This is a genomic window from uncultured Azonexus sp. (genome assembly GCF_937982035.1).
In the GTDB taxonomy this organism is placed as follows: Bacteria; Pseudomonadota; Gammaproteobacteria; order Burkholderiales; family Rhodocyclaceae; genus Azonexus.
This window is the reverse complement of record NZ_CALJNI010000004.1, coordinates 151,418-170,016: the sequence shown is the minus strand read 5'-3', so window position 1 is coordinate 170,016 and position 18,599 is coordinate 151,418. Positions and strand designations below refer to the sequence as shown.

Annotated in this window: 21 protein-coding genes and 1 other RNA gene; 5 read left to right on the top strand and 17 right to left on the bottom strand. The window is 63.7% G+C overall.

Annotated features, from left to right (window positions below; genetic code table 11):
- Positions 1 to 33: 33 nt before the first annotated feature.
- From Q0799_RS03495 to Q0799_RS03460, 8 genes are read right to left on the bottom strand one after another with little or no spacing between them, the layout of a single operon-like run.
- A complete protein-coding gene (locus Q0799_RS03495) occupies positions 34 to 411 on the bottom strand; it encodes a head decoration protein (RefSeq protein WP_020200539.1) in 378 nt (125 codons plus the stop codon).
- Positions 412 to 414: 3 nt separating this feature from the next.
- Positions 415 to 1,722, bottom strand: a complete 1,308-nt coding sequence (locus tag Q0799_RS03490) for a S49 family peptidase (RefSeq protein ID WP_298394262.1) — start codon at positions 1,720 to 1,722, stop codon at positions 415 to 417.
- Between the two features lies 1 nt (position 1,723).
- The gene (locus tag Q0799_RS03485) at positions 1,724 to 3,238 is read right to left on the bottom strand and encodes a phage portal protein (protein ID WP_298394259.1); all 1,515 of its coding nucleotides are present in this window, start codon (positions 3,236 to 3,238) and stop codon (positions 1,724 to 1,726) included.
- Between the two features lie 20 nt (positions 3,239 to 3,258).
- On the bottom strand, positions 3,259 to 3,480 hold the full coding sequence (locus tag Q0799_RS03480; RefSeq protein ID WP_009521720.1) for a phage head-tail joining protein: 222 nt from the start codon (positions 3,478 to 3,480) through the stop codon (positions 3,259 to 3,261).
- Positions 3,480 to 3,872: a hypothetical protein gene (locus tag Q0799_RS03475; protein WP_298394250.1), complete on the bottom strand. Its 393-nt coding sequence runs from the start codon at positions 3,870 to 3,872 to the stop codon at positions 3,480 to 3,482. Before Q0799_RS03475 ends, Q0799_RS03480 begins: the two co-directional genes overlap by 1 nt.
- Entirely contained in the window at positions 3,872 to 4,363 is a 492-nt protein-coding gene (locus Q0799_RS03470; RefSeq protein WP_009521722.1) for a hypothetical protein, read from the bottom strand. The genes Q0799_RS03475 and Q0799_RS03470 overlap by 1 nt, the downstream gene beginning before the upstream one ends.
- Before the next feature lie 17 nt (positions 4,364 to 4,380).
- Positions 4,381 to 6,336 (bottom strand): phage terminase large subunit family protein, encoded by a 1,956-nt coding sequence (locus Q0799_RS03465; protein WP_298394245.1) that lies wholly within the window; start codon positions 6,334 to 6,336, stop codon positions 4,381 to 4,383.
- A 5-nt stretch (positions 6,337 to 6,341) separates the two neighbouring features.
- Entirely contained in the window at positions 6,342 to 6,851 is a 510-nt protein-coding gene (locus Q0799_RS03460) for an elements of external origin (RefSeq protein ID WP_298394242.1), read from the bottom strand.
- Positions 6,852 to 7,007: 156 nt separating this feature from the next.
- Here Q0799_RS03460 and Q0799_RS03455 point away from each other — a divergent pair, with 156 nt between their 5' ends.
- The 5 genes from Q0799_RS03455 to ssrA all read left to right on the top strand — a co-directional run bounded on the left by Q0799_RS03455 (position 7,008) and on the right by ssrA (position 9,111).
- A complete protein-coding gene (locus Q0799_RS03455) occupies positions 7,008 to 7,205 on the top strand; it encodes a hypothetical protein (RefSeq protein WP_055451284.1) in 198 nt (65 codons plus the stop codon).
- A gap of 94 nt (positions 7,206 to 7,299) precedes the next feature.
- Entirely contained in the window at positions 7,300 to 7,863 is a 564-nt protein-coding gene (locus Q0799_RS03450) for a DUF3489 domain-containing protein (RefSeq protein WP_298394239.1), read from the top strand.
- Positions 7,864 to 7,961: 98 nt separating this feature from the next.
- The gene (locus Q0799_RS03445; RefSeq protein WP_298394203.1) at positions 7,962 to 8,321 is read left to right on the top strand and encodes a hypothetical protein; all 360 of its coding nucleotides are present in this window, start codon (positions 7,962 to 7,964) and stop codon (positions 8,319 to 8,321) included.
- A 97-nt stretch (positions 8,322 to 8,418) separates the two neighbouring features.
- Complete coding sequence (locus tag Q0799_RS03440) at positions 8,419 to 8,787, top strand: hypothetical protein (RefSeq protein ID WP_298394200.1); 369 nt, start codon at positions 8,419 to 8,421, stop codon at positions 8,785 to 8,787.
- Positions 8,783 to 9,111: a transfer-messenger RNA gene (gene ssrA / locus Q0799_RS03435) on the top strand. The genes Q0799_RS03440 and ssrA overlap by 5 nt, the downstream gene beginning before the upstream one ends.
- Positions 9,112 to 9,119: 8 nt before the next feature.
- Here the strand turns inward: ssrA and Q0799_RS03430 are convergent.
- The 9 genes from Q0799_RS03430 to Q0799_RS03390 form a co-directional block, all read right to left on the bottom strand.
- Positions 9,120 to 10,361: a site-specific DNA-methyltransferase gene (locus Q0799_RS03430; RefSeq protein ID WP_298394197.1), complete on the bottom strand. Its 1,242-nt coding sequence runs from the start codon at positions 10,359 to 10,361 to the stop codon at positions 9,120 to 9,122.
- Positions 10,358 to 11,788 (bottom strand): site-specific DNA-methyltransferase, encoded by a 1,431-nt coding sequence (locus Q0799_RS03425; RefSeq protein ID WP_298394194.1) that lies wholly within the window; start codon positions 11,786 to 11,788, stop codon positions 10,358 to 10,360. The genes Q0799_RS03430 and Q0799_RS03425 overlap by 4 nt, the downstream gene beginning before the upstream one ends.
- A 376-nt stretch (positions 11,789 to 12,164) precedes the next feature.
- Complete coding sequence (locus Q0799_RS03420; RefSeq protein ID WP_298394191.1) at positions 12,165 to 12,569, bottom strand: DUF6362 family protein; 405 nt, start codon at positions 12,567 to 12,569, stop codon at positions 12,165 to 12,167.
- A complete protein-coding gene (locus Q0799_RS03415; RefSeq protein WP_231281486.1) occupies positions 12,562 to 12,774 on the bottom strand; it encodes a hypothetical protein in 213 nt (70 codons plus the stop codon). The genes Q0799_RS03420 and Q0799_RS03415 overlap by 8 nt, the downstream gene beginning before the upstream one ends.
- A gap of 1 nt (position 12,775) precedes the next feature.
- On the bottom strand, positions 12,776 to 13,237 hold the full coding sequence (locus Q0799_RS03410; protein WP_279849323.1) for a hypothetical protein: 462 nt from the start codon (positions 13,235 to 13,237) through the stop codon (positions 12,776 to 12,778).
- Between the two features lie 314 nt (positions 13,238 to 13,551).
- A complete protein-coding gene (locus Q0799_RS03405; protein ID WP_298394185.1) occupies positions 13,552 to 15,741 on the bottom strand; it encodes an AAA family ATPase in 2,190 nt (729 codons plus the stop codon).
- Positions 15,738 to 16,493: a hypothetical protein gene (locus Q0799_RS03400; protein WP_298394183.1), complete on the bottom strand. Its 756-nt coding sequence runs from the start codon at positions 16,491 to 16,493 to the stop codon at positions 15,738 to 15,740. The genes Q0799_RS03405 and Q0799_RS03400 overlap by 4 nt, the downstream gene beginning before the upstream one ends.
- Positions 16,493 to 16,915: a DUF6511 domain-containing protein gene (locus tag Q0799_RS03395; RefSeq protein WP_298394181.1), complete on the bottom strand. Its 423-nt coding sequence runs from the start codon at positions 16,913 to 16,915 to the stop codon at positions 16,493 to 16,495. The genes Q0799_RS03400 and Q0799_RS03395 overlap by 1 nt, the downstream gene beginning before the upstream one ends.
- Complete coding sequence (locus tag Q0799_RS03390) at positions 16,912 to 18,588, bottom strand: DEAD/DEAH box helicase (protein WP_298394178.1); 1,677 nt, start codon at positions 18,586 to 18,588, stop codon at positions 16,912 to 16,914. Before Q0799_RS03390 ends, Q0799_RS03395 begins: the two co-directional genes overlap by 4 nt.
- Positions 18,589 to 18,599 lie beyond the last annotated feature (11 nt).

The window sequence follows — 18,599 nt, the reverse complement described above, 5'->3', positions numbered from 1 at the left end:
AACGGAGCGTTGGAAGTGGGTCAGGCGCGGGTTTTAGGCACTCTCGCGGGCCAGGACTCCACGTTCTGCGAGTTGCTTGATGGCAGCCACTTTGTGCGCAGTGCTGATGCCGGTCGGCCATACCAATGCGCCGCGCGCGACGATGGCGTGGCGGGCGATCAGGATCGCGTCCTCACGGTCAATCAGCGTCGCATCGACGTCATTGCCGAGCACGCCAACGGCGGTTTCCGTGCCGTCCGAGGCGCTCGGGTCGAGGGCCTTGAGCTTGGCGGTAGCCGTTTCGCGGCCCACCACGGTGCCCAGCGACAGGTTCTGCGCGGCCGCGACGGTGTCCTGGTCACGCGAGTAGAGATTCGGCGCTTCGTACTTCAACAGGTCGCCGAGATTCTTGGGTTGAGAGACAGTGGGCATGGCTTACTCCTTGGCGGTGAGTTTCTTGACGGCAGCGACCACCGGACTGTTTTCCGGGTGCTGGCTGGTTCCTGCCTCGGCGGTGATACGCGAGGCGATTTCGGGTTGGTCGGCACGGGCGTCGAGCAAGGCGCGGCGCACCTGCGCTTCCGAGAAGCCTGCTGCGAGGAATTCCGCCGTGCGTTGGGACTGGCCCGCGATCAGGCACATCTCTGCAATGGCCCGTGCTTGGCCGCGCCCGCTGGCGAAGGACTGCGCCAGTGCGGCTTGGGCAGCAGGCGTCGGTTGCGAATCGCTGTCGGTCTGCGGCTGGTCGCCCTGTGGGGCGGTGTCGGCCGGATCGCTCGGGTTTTTGTGGTCGTCTTTGGGGTCGATCATGGTGTTCTCCAGGGTGAAAGGTTTGCTTCGGGGCAGGTTTGAAATGGATTGAGTGGACAGGCGTCGCGGCGAGGCGCGGGTCACGCCAGGCTGCGCCAACCGCTGCTTGGCAGCCAACGCGTCAGTGAACTCGGTCATCACCGCATCAAACGGCATCACCGCGTCGGCGAGGCCTGCTGCCACCGCCTGCTCGCCATAGAACAGCCCCGCCTCGGTGGCGCGCACGGCATCCGGATCGATTCCGCGCATCTGTCCGACCTGATTCACGAAGATGTCGTACAGGCGATCCACCTCGGTCTGCAACGCGGTGGTGGCCTGGGGGGTGAGTGGCTCGTGCGGGGAGAAATCGTTCTTGTGACTGCCCGCGAAGACAGCGGTGTAGTTCAGGCCGTCCTTGGCGTCCTTCACCGACTGGTCGACGTGAAGCGCGATCACGCCAATCGACCCGACGCCAGCGGTCTGCGACAGCGTCAGGCGCTGGCAGGCAGCCGCGATGGCAAAAGCCGCCGAGTACGCGGCATCGTTGGCGTGCGCCCAGATCGGCTTGATGGTGCTGGCAGCGCGGATGCGCTCGGCCAACTCAAACACACCCGAGGCCTCGCCGCCGGGCGAGTCCAAATCGAGCAGGATGCCCGCCACCTGTGGGTCGGCCAGCGCGGCGTCCAGTCGGGCTTCGATCTCGCCGTAGGACATCAGGCCAGAGGCGGCTTCGATACCCATCGAACGTCTGACCAGCGTGCCGACCACCGGGATGACGGCAATCCCCGCCTGACCCGATGTGGCGCTTTGGCGCGGCATGGGCAGCGGCATTGCCATGTCCAGATCGGGCAAGCCGATGCGGGAACCCAACACGGAGAGGATCACGTCGAGTTTGGGACGCGCAATGAGGAGCGGCGTCCCGTAGAGGCGGGACGCCAGATGAACGAGTTGCATGTCAGTTGTCCTGTTGATCTTGCGGCACGGCCACCGTGGCGGCCGCATTCATGGGAGCGCTCAATGCCGATGGTTGGGGCGCTTTGTCGTGACGCGGGTCGGAGTCGAAGACCAGTCCGAGCTCATCGGCACGCTGGTTGTCGGCGGCGATCTCTCGGTCGATGTCCTCGGCGTCGTAGCCGAAGGCCGAGATGGCTTCCGAGCGAGACAGCAGCCCGGCGCGAATGGCGGTCAGCATCGCGTCGAATTCCTTCTTGGGATCGACCCACTGCCAACCCTGTGGAATCCATTTGGCCGCGAAGTAGTCGCGTCTCTTTTCGGTGAACTGCGGCAGTGTCAGCGCGCCTTCAAGTAGCGCCTGCTCCATCCAGGCACGCCAGATCGGGCGGCACAGCTGGTGGACGATCACGCCGTGCTGGATGGCCTCACAGCGGCGGCGAAATTCCAGCAGCCCGGCCCGGATCGACGAGTAATTCACTTGCGTCAGGTCGCCGGTCAGCATCTCGTAGGTGATGCCCATCGCCGCAGCCACCGCCCTAAACTGCATGCGCAGGAATTCGGCGTAGCTCGCGCCAACGTCGGCAGGCTGACTGAACTTCACGTCCTCGCCGGGCTCCAGTATCTGCATCGTGCCCGGCTCCAGCCCGGCCAATGCCGCACCGCTGGCATCCGGCAAGCCTTCACCCATCAGGTTGTCCTCGGGGGACAGGCGCGTGATGAAGCCCGCAAACATGGCAGCAGTCTTCTTGCGCACGAGCTCGGCGTCGTCGTACTGGTCGAGTTCGTTGAGCTTGACCAGTGCGCGCGCCAGCCATGGTTCGCCCCGGATCTGTCCAGGCCGCAAGGGACGAAACAGGTGGATGATTTCGCTGGCTGAGACACGCACTGTGTCGAGGCCACCCACCATGCCACCAGTGCCCGACATCGGAGCCAGTGAGCCATCACCCGGGTGTGAGCGATACAGGTGGTAAGCCACCCGCCGTCCGAGCTTGTCGAATTCGATGCCCGCACGGATCACATTTCCCGAAGCCAATTCCTGATTCAGCGTGGCTGGCAGGTGTTCGGGTTCGAGCAACTGCAGTTGCAGGCCCACCGGCAGGCCATCCTCCGGGCGGCGATAGCGCAGCCGCACCAGGCATTCCCCGCCTTCGAGCATGGCGCGACAGGCCAAGGCCTGCAGTCCGTAGAAATCGGTCAGTCCGGCGGCATCGGCCTCCTCGCACCAGTCCCACCACAGGCTATGAATGGCTTCTCGCAGGGGCTGATCGGCCAGCATGCTCTGCGGCTTGATGCCGGTGCCAATGGCGTTCGAGACAAAGGCTTCAACGCCTGCCGCTGCCCAGGCATTGCGCCGTACCAGATCGCGGCTCTTGGCGCGCAATTCGTTCTGGGTGAACGCCAGTGCTGCGACTGCGCCTGGATTGCCGACCTGCCACGCCAATGCGCGACGGCCGCCACCGATACCGTCATAGAACGGGGTGCCGCCAAGCAGACTCATGCCGACGCGTCTACGCATTCGGTCAAACCATTGCATGTTCAGAAGCCTTTGCCGGTGGTGACCCGGATCTGGCGTGGCGCGCCAGGCCACAGTCCGGTGTCCACGGCCTGCTCGAAGAGGTCGCGCTTGACCGCCGCAATGGCGGCCTGGAGTTCATCGACGCTGCGGTACTCGACGGTCTTGTCGCCAAAGGTCACGCGCTTTTCGCCCTTGACCAGCGCCGCTTCCAGTGCGTCGAGGTGTGCTTGTGTGTAGGCCATCAGCGGAACACCGTAAGGTTGATTTCGGAGGAGTCGTCGAACGATGCGGACGTGGTGGCGCAACTGACGTCGACGTACTGGGCGGTCTTCTGGTCGGTGCTGGATCGCACGATGGCAATGCGCTGCGTACCGCTGTTGGTGCTGCTGCGGGCAAGCGCCGTCCAGCAATAGTTGGCGTCGGGCATGGCAACGGCGAAGGTCACGCGGTAGCGACCCGCCGCCGTCCGGGTCACGCTGGCCACGTTGTGCGATGCGCGCACGACGACCTGCGTGCCGACATAGCCGAAACACACCCACGCCCGGGCCAGACCGGGGTGGGTGGCGTCGATCTTGGTCTTAACCTCGAGCCCGACACGACTGGCCAGCGCACTGATGCGCGATGCGAGGCTCATCAGACCAGCGCACCCACAAAGACCGCGACGAAGTCTGTGTCGGTATTGCCGACATCGGTGGCTGCGACGGCACCGATGTTGCTGCGCGCCTGAAGTTGCTCGGCCACGGTCAGCGACTGCGCCGCATCGAAGCGCACGCGGTTGTTCACGGCGGCGAGCAGCGCATCCAGACCGCTGGTGCCGTTCTGCAGCAGTTGCTGGATTTCCACCAGCGTGTCGTACGCGGCATCGGCACCGCCCAAGATCTCGGTCTTGAGCGCATCGAGCAGTGAGACGATCTTGTTGGACGAGTAAGTGGTCGTGGCCGCGACGTGCGCATCGTCGATCACCGCCGACGACACCACGGCGGCTTTCAGTTCGTTGATGGCCGCGACCAGATTCGACTTGTCGGTGGTGGTGAGGTTGGCCAGGTTGCCTGCCTTGGCGCGGACGTCGTTGAACTCCTGCGCGACGCGGATGACCAGGCTTTCGATACGGGTAGCAAGACTCATGTTTTCTCCTTGATGTGTCAGGACAGCCAGCGGCTTTTGATCACGCGCCGACCGGTGTTACGGTTGCCAGAAACAGCAAGGCCACCGCGTTGGGTGGCCTCGTTGATCGATTCAGTTGGTGCTTCAAGGGCTGGCGGACTGGCCAGCCCCAGTTGTCGCTCCAGTTCCCGCCAGTGACGTTCCTCGAAGCGATCCAGACCCGCCGCCGATGCGGCCGCGCGGGCGTAGACGTAGCAGTCGAGCGCTTCATTGCGCTCGCGCATCTTTTGCCACTCGCGCACCGGGAAGCCGTTGCGGTCGCGGCGGGTGATCAGTTGCTCCGCGCAGAGTTGCTGGATGAACTCGGCGTCGATCTTGGGCAGATGGACGAACCCGGCCGGGAACACCGTGGTCAATCCGTCCTCGCCAACATCGGCGCTCTTGCGCAGGTTGTTGTAGAACTCGAGCTTGGCGATGCTGACCGCCACCGTGTACACCTTGATGCCCCGGCGCAGCTTCTTGCCGCCCTGCGAGACATCGATGGCGGTCGGCGTGCCGATCAAGGCTGCACCGCGAGGCACACCCTTGACCGCCATCACACGCGAATCGCGGCAGGCCCGCACAAAGGCGTAGGCCTCCTGCGTTGCAAAGCCGGTATCCAGTGCAAAGCGGGCCAGCGGCATCGCCGCGCCGGAGGCGTGTGTCCAGGTTTCGGCCAGCATTTCAGCAAGGCGCTTCCACACCGCGTCGCGGGCGGTGTCACCCATCAGCACGCGGTGCTCAACCAGCCAGGACTCCTTACCGCGCCCAAAGGCCCAGACCGACGCCTCGATGCGATCTTTCTGCACGTCTGCCGCGCCGACCAAGAGCAGACCGCCTTGCGGCACGCTGCCGACGCGGTAGTCCTCGCGACGCTCGACCAGTCGTTGCCAGTCCGGAGCTTCGCCTTCCTCGACCCAGGTTTCACCCAGCTCGGTGTTCTTGAAGGTCTTGATGGCGGCGGCCGATCCCGACTCTTTACTGACGGCGGCTTCCCACGCAGCGGCGATCTCCCGCCACGAACGCCAGCCCACCGGGCTGTACAGCGACGACAGGTGGAAGCCTGCCGTCTTGCCCGCGCCATCGGTGATCATCGCGCGCCACTCGCCGTGCTCCAGCATCCACGTCTTGTGGTGCTCGGCAATTGCGGTGTCACATGACTCGCAGATGTAGGCAGCGGTCTCCGGTTGCCCTTTGTCCCAACGCAGCTGCTCGAAACGCAGCCACTGCCGGTGCGAGCAATGCGGACACGGCACGAAGTAGCGACGTTGGTCACTGGCCTCGTACTCGCGTTGGATAGCCGATGCCCCTGAGATCGTCGGCGTCGAGACGATGAAGATCTTGCGCCGCGCGAAGGTGCGTGTACGCGCCTCGGCCAGCGAGATCGCATCCCCTTCACCCTCGACGTCCAACGGATAACCGTCGACCTCGTCGAGAAACAGGTAGCGCACCGGCATCGAGCGCAGGCCGACCGCGCTGTTGGCCCCGGTCATCACCAGCACGCCACCCCGGAACTCCTTGGCCAGGATGGTGTTGCCGGAATCCCGGCTGCGCGCCGGTGCAATCAGTTCAGCCAGGGCGGACGACTCCTCGATCAGCGGATCGATCCGCTGCTTGGAGTTGCGCTTGGCCATCTCCACTGTCGGCCACACCGCCATCATTGGCCCGGGTGCGTGATGGATCACATAGCCGATCCAGTTCGATCCCATCTCGGTCGCGCCAAGCTGTGCCGCTTTCATGAACACCACGCGCTCGACCGGCGAGGTCGGCGACAGGCAATCCATGATCGCCTTCAGGTACGGCGTGCGGCTGGTACGCCAGCGCCCGGGTTCGGCAGATGCCTTGCTGGAGAGCATCCGATGGCGATCCGACCATTCGGACACGGTGAGCAGCGGGTCGGGAGTCAGTCCTTCGCGCCACGCGCGTTCAATCTCGGCAGCGCCTTCGTAGTCCATGTCCATCAATCCACCCTCGGGCGCATCTCGCCCAGTTCCTGCAGGTGCTCACGCACCGCCGCCTCTAAGGCGATGTGCATCGTGTGAGGATCGACGCCGAGCTTGGCTGCCATCTGTGCCGAGATGCGTGCGGGCCAATTGAGCCAGGCATCGCGTTCGGAGCGCGCCAGCTTGAAAACATGGGCGATGGCCTGCGGCCGATCTACCAGCTCGCCCTTGAGGCGGGCCAGGCGCACCTTGTTGGTTTGCGCCTTGACCACTTCGTTGACCGTCCGCGCTTGCAACAAGGACGTGCCACCTGCTGCGGATGTTGCCAATGAGGCTGCTTGCCCGTCTCCTGTGGCCCCGCTGGATTCCTGGACGGCGACCTTGACCGCGCGGGTGGCCGTGCCATTGCGCGGTGCATCGGAATTGCGCGCCCACTCGCGGTCGACGCGCTCGGCATCAATCGTTCCGTCTGCCTCCGGCGTGATCCGCCCAGCAGCGATGGCCTTGCGCACCGCTGCATCGGACACCCCTCGGTGGCGTGCGTAGGCACGAATCGAAATACCCATATTTCCCCTTCGGGGCACCTTCAATCATTTGTTCGTCATTCCTGCGGATTGAGCTTGGCTTCCATCTGGAACAGCGCGTTCATACGTTCGTCATCAACACCATGAAAGGACACGGACATGAGCAAGCTCGAACAACTCCTGACCCAGATTGCGCAAAACAAGCTGGGCATCGAAACCCTGGAAACCCGCCGCTCGGACAGCCTCGACTTCCACGATGTGGCGGTCTGGTGCCTACGCGATGCGCTCGAAGCCGCCTTCAACGCGGGGCTCGAGCAGGGGCGCAATGCCAACCCGTCAGACAAGGCCAACACCTGATTGCGAAGCGAAGAAGCCAAGCAGAAAGCGCTTGGCTTCACTTGAGAACAGCGCGTTCATCACATCACCGTCCACCACATCGAAGGAGCAAAACATGACCACCACCCAACTGACCCCTGCCCAGCAAGCGATCCTGGCCCACGCGGTTGAACACACCAGCGGCAAGATCGACTGGTTCCCCGACAACATCAAAGGCGGCGCACGCAAGAAGGTGCTCGACGGACTTTTCAACCGCGCACTGATCACCACCGACGGCACCGACTGGTTTGTCGCTGCGGAGGGCTACGACGCCCTGGGCATTCCGCGTCCCGACGTGAACAGGAAGGGCATCGGTGAGTTCGAAGCCAATCTCGACCGGGTCATCGCCAACGCTGAAGGGGCGCCTGCGGCCGCGAGCGATCCCGAACTGGAAGCGGCCGTAACCGCCGCCGAAGCCACGTGGGTCACGCCACGCACACGCGAGAACAGCAAGCAGGCCGAAGTGATCCGGATGCTGCAACGCCCCGAGGGCGCAACCATCGGCCAGATCTGCACCGCCACCGGTTGGCAGGCGCACACGGTGCGCGGCACCTTCGCCGGAGCCTTCAAGAAAAAACTTGGGCTGACCATCGTGTCGGACAAACCGCAGGGCGGCGAGCGGGTGTACCGCATCGCCTGAAAAGATGGCGAGAGGAGCCATGAATAGCTTGGCTTCTCTCGCCGCCAGCGCGTTCATACAGGTGTCGTGATTGACGACGCCATACCAGGAAAACCGCCATGAGCACCATGACCATCACCATCGAACGCACCCCACGCACCCTGCAGTTCGCAGGCCAAAGCCTCCAGGTCGAAGAGTTGAGTGTCCGCCTGCCTTTTGCACGCAAACCTGCCGACCTCGGCGAACTGGGCGGGAGCGACCAGCACAAGGTCTACGTCACCGAGACCAAGGAGCTCACCCCTGCCGAATTCGACGCCTTTGGGCGCAGCCTGCTGGTGTCACGCGACTGGCTGCGTGGCAAGGGTGGCGGCACTGGCGACGGCTACCTCTGCGTCGAGGTCACTGCTCCCGGACGCCCTTACCTCTACGTCAATCCCGAGGGCGGTGATTACGCCCGCTACGTAGCCCGTCTCGGGTAAGCGAAATTGATCGAGAAAGAGGCCAGGAACAGCTTGGCTTCTCAATCGAACAGCGCGTTACTACAGGTGTCGCAACGATCAACCCGGAGAAGACACCATGACCACCAACCAGATCCCCACGACCCAAAACGAAGCCTGGGGTTTTTGGGGCACGATGAACGAACACGCCAGCGCCGCATGGCCCCTGGCCATGAACGCCATTTCGGACGCCACGCACCAGCCCCTCGAATCGGTGCGGACCTTCCTCGACAGCCGCCACGGACGCCACTTTGCCGACGACGTCCAGAACGGTCTTTACGAGGGCAAGGCCCTGGCGGAAGCGATCAACGCCGCCACCCAACGCTGGATGGGCTGGACGATTGGCCGCCAGACCAGCAAGCAGTACGGCATCCCGCGCGGCCTGCCTTGCCTGACGGGCTTCGTGATTCACTGCGAGATCGTCGAGGAATCTCAGCTCGCTTCCTGAACGGTCAACTTGAGGTAAACAACGTACACCCCCATAATTCGATCATGGTTGTAATTCCGGCAACCCGGAGGCGTTCTGGACAGGGGTTCGACTCCCCTCATCTCCACCCAAGCGCATGCGATCGCGTGCTTTTCGGTGGGGATGTACCGGTTTCGACAGGGCGGGCAAAGGTGCGCAGGCAACCCGATAGGCGACGGACGTAATCCGCGCAAAACCATAAACGCCAACGATGAGCGTTTCGCAATCGCTGCTTAAGCTGATTGCCGGGGCCGCTGAAGCCTTGTAATCCAAGACAGCCGGTGGGGACTTCGGTCCCCACCGTCACGTTCTACCTAGCCTTTGGCCACGTCAATCGATGCGCCATCCGCCTCGCGGGTGGCCTGCTTGCCGGTGAAGTCCTCCCACCGGCGCACGATTACATCCACGTACTTCGGATCGAGTTCGATCAGCCGCGCGATGCGACCTGATTTCTCGGCGGCAATCAGCGTCGTTCCGGAACCACCAAACGGGTCGAGCACCATATTACCGGGGCGACTCGAATTGCGGATCGCCCGCTCGACCAGCTCCACGGGCTTCATCGTCGGGTGCAGATCGTTCTTCTGCGGCTTCTTGATGTTCCACACATCGCCCTGATCGCGGTCACCACACCAGTGGCGTTGCGCTCCCTCGGGCCATCCGTAGAGGATCGGTTCGTACTGACGCTGGTAGTCGGCGCGGCCCAGCGTGAAGGTGTTCTTGGCCCAGATGATGAAGGTCGACCACTTGCCACCGGCGGCGCGGAAGGCAGCCTGCAGCACGTCCAGTTCGCTGGATGACATTGCCACGTAGATGCCGCCCCGGCAGTTGGCGACGGTCGGCGCCAGCGCTGCCAGCAGGAAGTCGTAGAAGCCGTCGCCCAAGTTGTCGTTGAGGATTGCGCGATCCTTGCCGCGCATCTTGTCCTTCGCGCTGTTGGCGTAGTTCACATTGTACGGCGGATCGGTGAAGACCATGTCTGCCACGTTGCCTTGCATCAGCCGGTCGTAGCTCTCTGCCACGGTCGAGTCGCCGCACAGCAGTCGGTGCTGACCCATGATCCAGACATCGCCCGGGCGCGAGATGGGTGTCTCGCTAACCTCGGGTACTGCATCCTCATCCGTCTGACCCTCATTGTCCGGCTCGTCGCCCGCGATCAGTTCCGCCAGCGCGTCGGCGTCGAACCCTGTGATGTACAGATCGAAGCCTTCGAGCTGCAAAGCTTCGAGTTCGATCCGCAGCATCGCGTCGTCCCAGCCCGCGTTCTCTGCGATGCGGTTGTCCGCGATGACCAGGGCGCGGCGCTGGGTCGACGTCAGGTGATCAAGCACGACCACCGGTACCCGTTCCAGCCCCAGCTTCTGGGCGGCGGCGAGACGACCGTGGCCAGCGACGATGATGCCGTCGCTGGCCGCCAGGATCGGATTGGTGAATCCGAACTCCGCGATGCTTGCGGCGATCTGGGCTACCTGCTCCTCGGAATGGGTGCGCGCGTTGAGGGCGTAGGGCAGCAACTTGGCGGTCGGCCACTGTTCGATCTTGTCGGCCAGCCAGTTCATGCCACCACCTCGGCATTGACGGTGGTGGCGCGCTTAACAGCGACCTGCTCGAAGGACTGACCCGACGCGATACCATCGTTCTCGATCAATGTGACCGGTATGCCGGGGTGATTCTGCTGGAAGCGCTTGATGGCCACGTCCACGTACTCCGGCGCGATCTCCACGCTTCGGCAGATCCGACCGGTGCGCTCGGCCGCCAGCATCGTTGTGCCGCTGCCGCCGAAGGGTTCGAACACGATGTCGCCCGCGTCGGTGTAGGACTCGATCACGAATTCCGGCAGCGCCACCGGGAAGACGGCCGGGTGGTCGATGTCCTGCCCGATCTTGCCCTTGTGGCGCATCACTCGGATCACCGAGTCAGGGATGCGGGTGTCTTGCGTCGGCAGCCCCTTGTGCGTCCATCCGCCAACCTCGCCATCCTTGCCACGCATCGCGGTGGACGACCCGTCGGCACGCAGGTGGGACTCCTGGCCCGCATGCTTGCAGGGGACGATCTTGTTGGGCTTGCGGCTTTCGCGGTTGAAGTGAAAGACGAACTCAAAGCTCGGGGCCAGTCGGCCCTGCCAGTCTCCGGGCATCCCTGGCCCCTGATCCCAGACGTACCACGCAAAGCGCCGCCAGCCCTGCTGGCGCATCCAAGATAGCCAAGCATCCCAGTACGGGATCACCTCGTTGTCGCGGTGGATCAGGCCAAGATTGACCAGCACCTGACCGTCGCCTGCCATCGGCAGATGCGCGAACACCCCGCGCATCAGGCCATCCCAATCGGAGATGCCGCCCGAGGTGTAGTCGCGCTGGTTGCCGTAGGGCGGCGAAGTGAAGCACAGGCGAGAGAGGTCACCCTGCATCAGCGCAGCGACCACGTTCCGGTCGGTGGCGTCGCCACAGATCAGGCGGTGCGGGCCAATTGCCCAGACATCCCCCGGCCGGGACACCGCCACGACGGGTGCTTCTGGCACGTCGTCGGCCGCGTCAGACTCGTCGGATTCGGACTCTGATTCATCATCCGCGACGGCCACCGCGCCGGTGAGCAGTGCCTCGATCTCGGCATCCTCGAATCCGGTCAGTGCGAGGTCGTATCCCGCGTCGGTCAGCTCGGCCAGTTCCAAGGCCAGCATTTCTTCGTCCCAGCCCGCATCCAGTGCTAGCCGGTTGTCGGTGATCACGAGTGCCCGCTTCTGCGCGACGGTCAGATGAGCCAGTTCGATCACCGGCACCTGATCCAGACCCAGCTTGCGTGCAGCAGCCAAACGACCGTGGCCCGCGATGATGCCGTTGTCGCCATCAACCAGGACCGGGTTCGTCCAGCCGTATTCGACGATGCTGGCGGCGATCTTGGCAATCTGGCTTTCGGCGTGCGTGCGCGGATTGCGGGCGTAGGGAATCAGCGCCTCGACCTTGCGGTACTCGACGTTGAGGGTATTCAAGATGGTGTCCTGAGAATAGAAAACCCGCCGACGAAAACCGTGGGCGGGTTTTGGAGTTGGTGCGAACGTACGGGGTGCGAACTGCGAACCGTGCGAACCTTGGTTCGCACCCTGACGCTAAAAAAGCGCCGCGCTCGCGCCCCCCGCATTGCTTTGTGGCCAGGAAGGACCCGTGGCAACAGGTCGTGGCCATCGCGGGCTGGAAACGACAAAGGCCACATACTGTGCTGTGGCCTTCATACGTACTTCGCTCGCGAGATTAGCCGTAATACTAGCGAAAAACCCTCCAGATGTTGCACGCCGAAAAGGCGTCAAAACCCGCAGTGTTCCGCAAGATTCCGAGTGGCTTTGCAGCGGCTCGCAACTACACGCAACGTCAGCGTGAATTGGCGACCGTGCCATGTGTATTCGCCGCTTGCAGACGCTCGACCACGATCGCCAGTGCCGCCTGCCAACGACGCCAGGCCGTGGTCCGGTCACATGCGAAGCGGCAACAGACTTCTTTCCACGGGTACCGCTGCGCCCGCATCCAGACCAGGTGTCGCTGTTCCTCCTCCAGCCACTGGACCCACCGCATGGTCTCCAGCATTCGGTCGATGGCCGCAGGGTCGGGAGGAAAGCGGTAGACCGGCGGCTCTGCGCCGAGGTTTTCCCATGGCATGCGTTTGATCGCTGGCCAGCAGTTGAAGTAGCCCTGCACGCGAACCGGAGGAAGGCGGTGGGCGGTTCTTGCGGCCTCGATGAACCGGTCGGCCACGGTCTCGATCGTCCATTCAGCCATGTCGACGCTCCTTCGCCCCGTACAGCCGATCGCCGATCCGGCGCAGCAGTTCGCGTTCGACCCAGTCGAGCCGCGCGTCGTCGGGCGAGATCACCAGGATCTGCTGGTCGCGCCAGCCCTCACGCTTGATCTGCTCCGGATCGGGGCGCGGATCGGGCTGCAGTCGAGCCAGGGAACAGCGGTAGGCGGGAGTCGGAACCTTCATCTCACACCTCCTGCGTCTCGACGGCCCAGTGCAACAGCGCAATGGCATCGGCTTCGTTGTCGTCAGCCGGTGCGTGGCCACGCAACCGGGCGGCGCTGATCATCTGATCCTTGTTCGCGTTGCCCTTGCCGGTGGCGTGCTTCTTGATCGTGCCCACCGGAACGCCTTGGTACGGGATCTGGTGGTGCTCGCACCATGCGGTGAGGTGGGCCATGAACCCGCCGTAGGCGTGGGCTGCATCGACCCCGGCGTGGCGGCGCACCTCCTCGAAGTACACGGCGTCGATGCCGTCGCAGGACTGCTTGATCTCGGTGAGCCAGCGTTTGAATCGCAGGTAGCGCATGCCGCCACCCTCGAAGCGTTGCGGCTTGAAGGATTCCGATCCGCTGGTCACTGCGCCATCGCGGTCGCGCAGCGCCCAACCAGCTTGGGTGCCAAGGTCCAGCGCCAGGATCGATGGCATGGATGGCTGCCGATGATCTGAGCCCGGCTGGCCGGCAAGCCCCCTACGTAGAGTGTAGGGACCATCTGGTCCCTCTCCTACGTAGTAGGAGGGGGAGTTTTCGCCAACTGGAGAATGGGAGAAAGTCCAGCAACCACGTGGGTTTGCGCCAGTTGGCAAGTTGGCATCGTTGCCAACTGCCAACTGCGGGTAATTTCCCGCAATACCCTGATTTACCTGGACTTCCAGTTGGCAGGGGTTTGCCAACTGCGGGTAGTTGGCGAGGAAATGGGTGCAGTTGGCAACGGCGCTGCCAACTGCCGATTGGGCAATGTTCATGAGGCCTCCGGTTCGTTCAGTTCGTCGTGGTAGACCCACACCTCGGGGTTCTCGACAGGCATCGAGGCGCCGGAATGCGGGCACTTGTAGTGGGTCGGGAGCACCGTGTACTCGCGCATCGGCAACTCGCCGGTGGCTGTGTCGACTTCGCCCGCAGGCATACGCAGCACCATGCCTTCGACGCAGAGATAGCCGAACTTGGTGCGGCCGCTGGAGGGCAGACCGTAGTCAGCCGCGTTGCGGAAATACTTGATGTAGCCCTGCGTCGACAGCGCGGAGACGCGTTCGCGGATGGTGCGCTCGCCGCCCAGGCCAGCCTTGCCCTCGAAGGACTCCGCGAACTGGTTGGCGGTGTAGCAGCGCCCGTTGCCGGCCTCCTCGAACAAGATCTGGAGGATCGCGTCGCGCTTGCGGCGGCGCTCGGCATCCAAGCGCTCGCCGTAGTCCTTCATCACCAGCCGCTCGTTGGCATCGACCTCGCGCCACTCGCCGTTGATCTTGTCGACATGCCGTTGCGGGATACCCGCGCCGTTGCGCAGCTCAAAGATCAGCTGGCGGGTCGTTCTGGTCTCGTCGGGCCTAAACAACAACATCCCGGTTGAGTAGTAGCCGCGCAGACTTCCCGCGCCGGCCAGTGCCTGGAACGGGTCCTCCTCGAACTGCTTCTTGCCGAGCTTCTTGGTGTGGTGGGCGAGGATGACGCCGGCGTCCGGATTCACTGCCTGGCGAATGCGCTCCACCCGCTGGGACAGGAAAAACAGCATGGCGCCGTTGTCGTTCTCGCCACCGGCGTCACCGCCGTCGAAAACGTTGCGGATCGGATCGATGGCGATGATGTCGGGAGGCTCGCCGCCGAAAGCCTGCGCGATCGCCGGGATCACCTGCGCCAGTCCCGCGTCATCGAGCACCAGTCGCAACTGCGGTGTGGCGACGAAGTTGGCGCGGGCATCCAAAAGCCGGTGTGATGGCAGGCGCACATCCTTCACGCGCTCGCGCAGGTAGTGGTACTGGACCTCGGCCTGCAGGTAGAACACGCGCAGCGGACGGGGTGGCTGCATGCCGAGGAATACAGTGCCTGCAGCCATGTGCGCCAGCCAAGACAGCAGGAAGTCGCTCTTGCCGACTTTCGGTGCGCCACCGAACACCAACATGCCAGCCGGTGTCAGCACGCGCGGAGCGATCAGATCCGGGGGCAGCGGCGAGTTGTCATCGAGCAGTTCGCCGAGCGTGAAGGTGGGCAGAGAGGGAGCCGCTGCCTTTACGATCTGTCGGTCACCCTGGGCGATGAATGCCGCACAGTCGAAGCCCTCGTCGACAGCGTCTGCTGCATCCCACTTGGCCGGCTTGTCGGTCGGCGGCACCAAAATGGCCACGGATGCGCTGCCCGCCATCACGCAAGCGCGTGCTGCGCTCTCGGCGTAGTCCCAGCCAGGGGCATCCCGGTCCGGCCAGATGACCACGGATTTCCCGGCTAATGGACGCCAGTCGGTCTTGTCGACTGGTGCCTTGGCGCCGTTCATCGCGGTGGTGGCGGCAATGCCGGACGCGATCAACGCAGCCGCACACTTTTCACCTTCGACCAGGACGACCTCTCGCGCTTTCGCGATGGCCGGTTGGTTGTAGAGCGGCCTGGGGTCGGGGGCGCGCCACATGCGGGCGCGGACATCCCAGGGGCGATACTCTTTGCCTGTCGGCGGGTCATACCGGTAGACGCAGGCGATCAGCTCGCCATCGGGAGTCAGGTAATCCCATTTGCCGGTGTAGGCGCCGAGGTCGTCCATCGGCACGCTGCGAACATCACGGCGCATCGGCGTGCCGACCGGGGCCGCAATGCCGAGCCACTGCCGGATCTCTCCAGCGATGCGTGGGAAGTCGCTGCGGGCGGAGCGGCCCTGCGAGCGCGCCCACAGATCGATGATGTCGCCGCCCTCGTCGGTGGAGAAGTCTTTCCACAGGCCTCGCCGTGGTCCGTCCAGCTCAACCACCAGACTCTTGCCCGGGTTGCCATCGACATCACCGACGTAGAACTTGCCACCCCGGATGCGCCCCTGCGGAAACAGGTAGTGGAGGACCGCCTCAAGTCGATCCAGCAAGCCAGCGCGCAAGGCATCGGTGTCGGAGGTCAGTTCGTCGCGCTGCTCGGGTGCGTCATTGAAGTCGAGCCAGATGATGTTGTCGGCCATCATGTCGAACTCCAACAGCGGTCCTGCCAGGGGCAGAACTTGCACTCGACATGCGTTGGGGTGGTTGCATGGCGCGGCAGCAGTTCCTGGCTGTCCGTTGCCGTGATGATCCGAACCGCGCGATCGGACATACGCTGCGCCAGGCCGCCGTCGAACGGCACCAGCTCTAACCAGATCTCTTCGGAGTCCTTGTTGATGGCGGTGAACAACGCCGGGTTCGCAGAGATACCCGGAATGCTGGCCTCCATGTAGGCCTGATAGATGGCCATCTGCGCCGCATAGACCGGTTTGGATTTGCTGACGCCGTGCTTGACCGTGTCCCGCCAGGATTTGTCGTTCATGGTCTTGCACTCCCACAGGGCCGGATAGCTCATTCCTAGCTCTGCGGGACCGCCGTTCAGCACACCATCGACGTGCCCTTGAATACGGCTGCCTGCAACGGAAAAGCCGAACTGACCGCCGCTGGCCTTTTGCGTGTACAGATCGAATCCGGCCATGCGCAGCCAGCGGATGGCCAGTTCTTCGAGGACGTGGCCCACCTCGAAGACGCGCAGAACGCGACCCGGTATGTCCCGGCCAGGATCGACCGGTGTTTGCAGATACTCGTATTGCAGCGCGCGCTCGCAGGCAACGCCCAACCGAGACGCACCGAGATAGTTGCGACGGGGTTGGTTGTCGCGTTCGGCGCTCAGCGCGGTATCGATGAGCGCGCCGATCTGCTCATGGATCTTGGTGCGGTGATTGAAGTCCAGCATCAGAACGGCACCCCCGTCGAAGCAGGCTTACCCTGGCGGGCGAGTCGCTCCTCAAGAAAAGCGCGGTCCTTCTCCGCCATCCGCTCGTGCTCGACGAGCATGTGTTCCTGGTAGGCGGTCACCACCACGTCTATCAGCATCAGCACTTCGTCTTTGCTGTAGTCCGCCAACGGTCGCTGCATGCCGATGGAGCCCGCGTACTCACCCAGCGGGGCCAGGCAGGACGCCATGGCGGCCAGTTCCATATCACTCGGGTCGATCATGTGACCTCCCGTCTTTTCCATGAGCCGTGAAAATGCGTTCTGGCAGCGCATGGAGCAGAACACCCAGCGGTCCGAGTAACGTCGTGGATCGCTGCGCGGCAGACGTGGATTGAAGTAGCCGAAGCCCTTGGCCTTTCGTGAGCAGACTGCACATTTCACGCGGCCTCCCGGTGGGCATCGTTGGCAGCCACCACGAGGCGCTGAATCGACGACTTGTTGAACTGGAAGGACAACAGCGCCGAGGCCTGATAGCGCGTCATGCCAAAGTCGGCGCGCAGCGCCTGCGGCAGATACTGGAGTTGCTTCGCGGTCGGCGGCTCGTTCAGCCAACGACGGGTCTTGTGCGCGGAGTCAGCCGACTCACGGTCGTTCAACCAGTCATCGGCTTTGGCCATGCAAACCGTGCGGTCGCCGACAGCCAACAAGCGCGGCTGCAGACCCTTACCGCCGCCCACGGCGTGCCAGCGGCCGTTCAGGAAGAAGACGCCACCCCAGGCGTTGAAGCCAGTCGCCATCAGCGCGTCATCGCAGCCGAACAGGTCGCACCAGCGGAAGTTGGAGCGCTTGAGGAGATCGATCTCGGTCATCACGAAATCGGCCAGCGCATCTCCTTCCTCGGTGGTCTCGTTCTCCCAGACGAAGCCGCACAGAGGGCATTCGCGGCAGCCGAGCGGGACGGTGGCTTCACAGGACGGGCAGTCCTTGGTGGGCGCTTCGCCATGATGCTGGTGTCCGTCGAGATTGACGTCCTGTTCCAGAGATCCGTGCATCAAGGTCGCGGTGCCGAAGTCCAGGACCACGCAATCGGTCTTGATGAAGCCCGGATGCTCCGCTGGGTCGATAGTGCGCAGGCCACGCCCGATCATCTGGGTCAGAGTCGACTTGTGCGAGCTGGGTCGCAGCAGAACCACGCAGGAGGTGGGCGTGAAGTCGTAGCCCTCCGTGAGCACAGCCACATTGACCACGACCTGCGCGGTACCGGATTCGTACTCGGCCAGTCGTGTCTTTCGCTCTGCGTCTGAGAGCTCGCCGTGCACGATCACGGCGGATACACCGGCATCTTGAAAGGCCTGGCGCACACATTCGGCATGGGCGACGGTCGAGCAGAACACGATCGTCTTGCGGTCGCCGGCCTTCTCGCGCCAATGACGGATCACGGCATCGGTGATGGGCGTCTTGTTGAGAATCGCCTCGACTTCCGTCATGTCGAAGTCAGTGGCGGTGCGTCGGACCCGCGTCAACTGCTCCTGGGCGCCGACATCGATGACAAAGGTGCGTGGCGGCACAAGGTGGCCGGAGGCGATCAACTCGCCAAGGGTGATTTGATCCGCGACGTTGCTGAAAACCTCCCGTAGTCCCTTGCCGTCGCTGCGGGCAGGCGTCGCCGTCACCCCGAAGATCTGGGCGCGCGAGTTCTTGTCCAGCACTCGGTCGATCACGCGGCGGTACGAGGCTGAGGCTGCGTGATGCGCTTCATCGATCACCAGCAGATCGAGGATCGGGATGGCAGCGAGATGGTTGTCGCGCGACAGCGTTTGCACCATCGCGAACGTGGCGCGCCCGGACCAGGATTTGTCCTTGGCATCGAACACGGAGGTGCTGACGCCCGGATTCACCCGTGCAAACTTGGATAGGTTCTGGCCGGTCAGTTCATCGCGATGAGCGAGGATGCAGGCCTTGGCATCTGGCTCGGCCAACAAGCTGCCGGCCACCGCCGACAGCATGATGGTCTTGCCCGACCCGGTGGGGCCAACAGATAGGGTGTTGCCGTGTTGGGCGAGCGCCGCCAAAGAGCGCTCGACCAGCAGGGCTTGGCGGGGGCGGAGCATCATGGCGGCGTCCC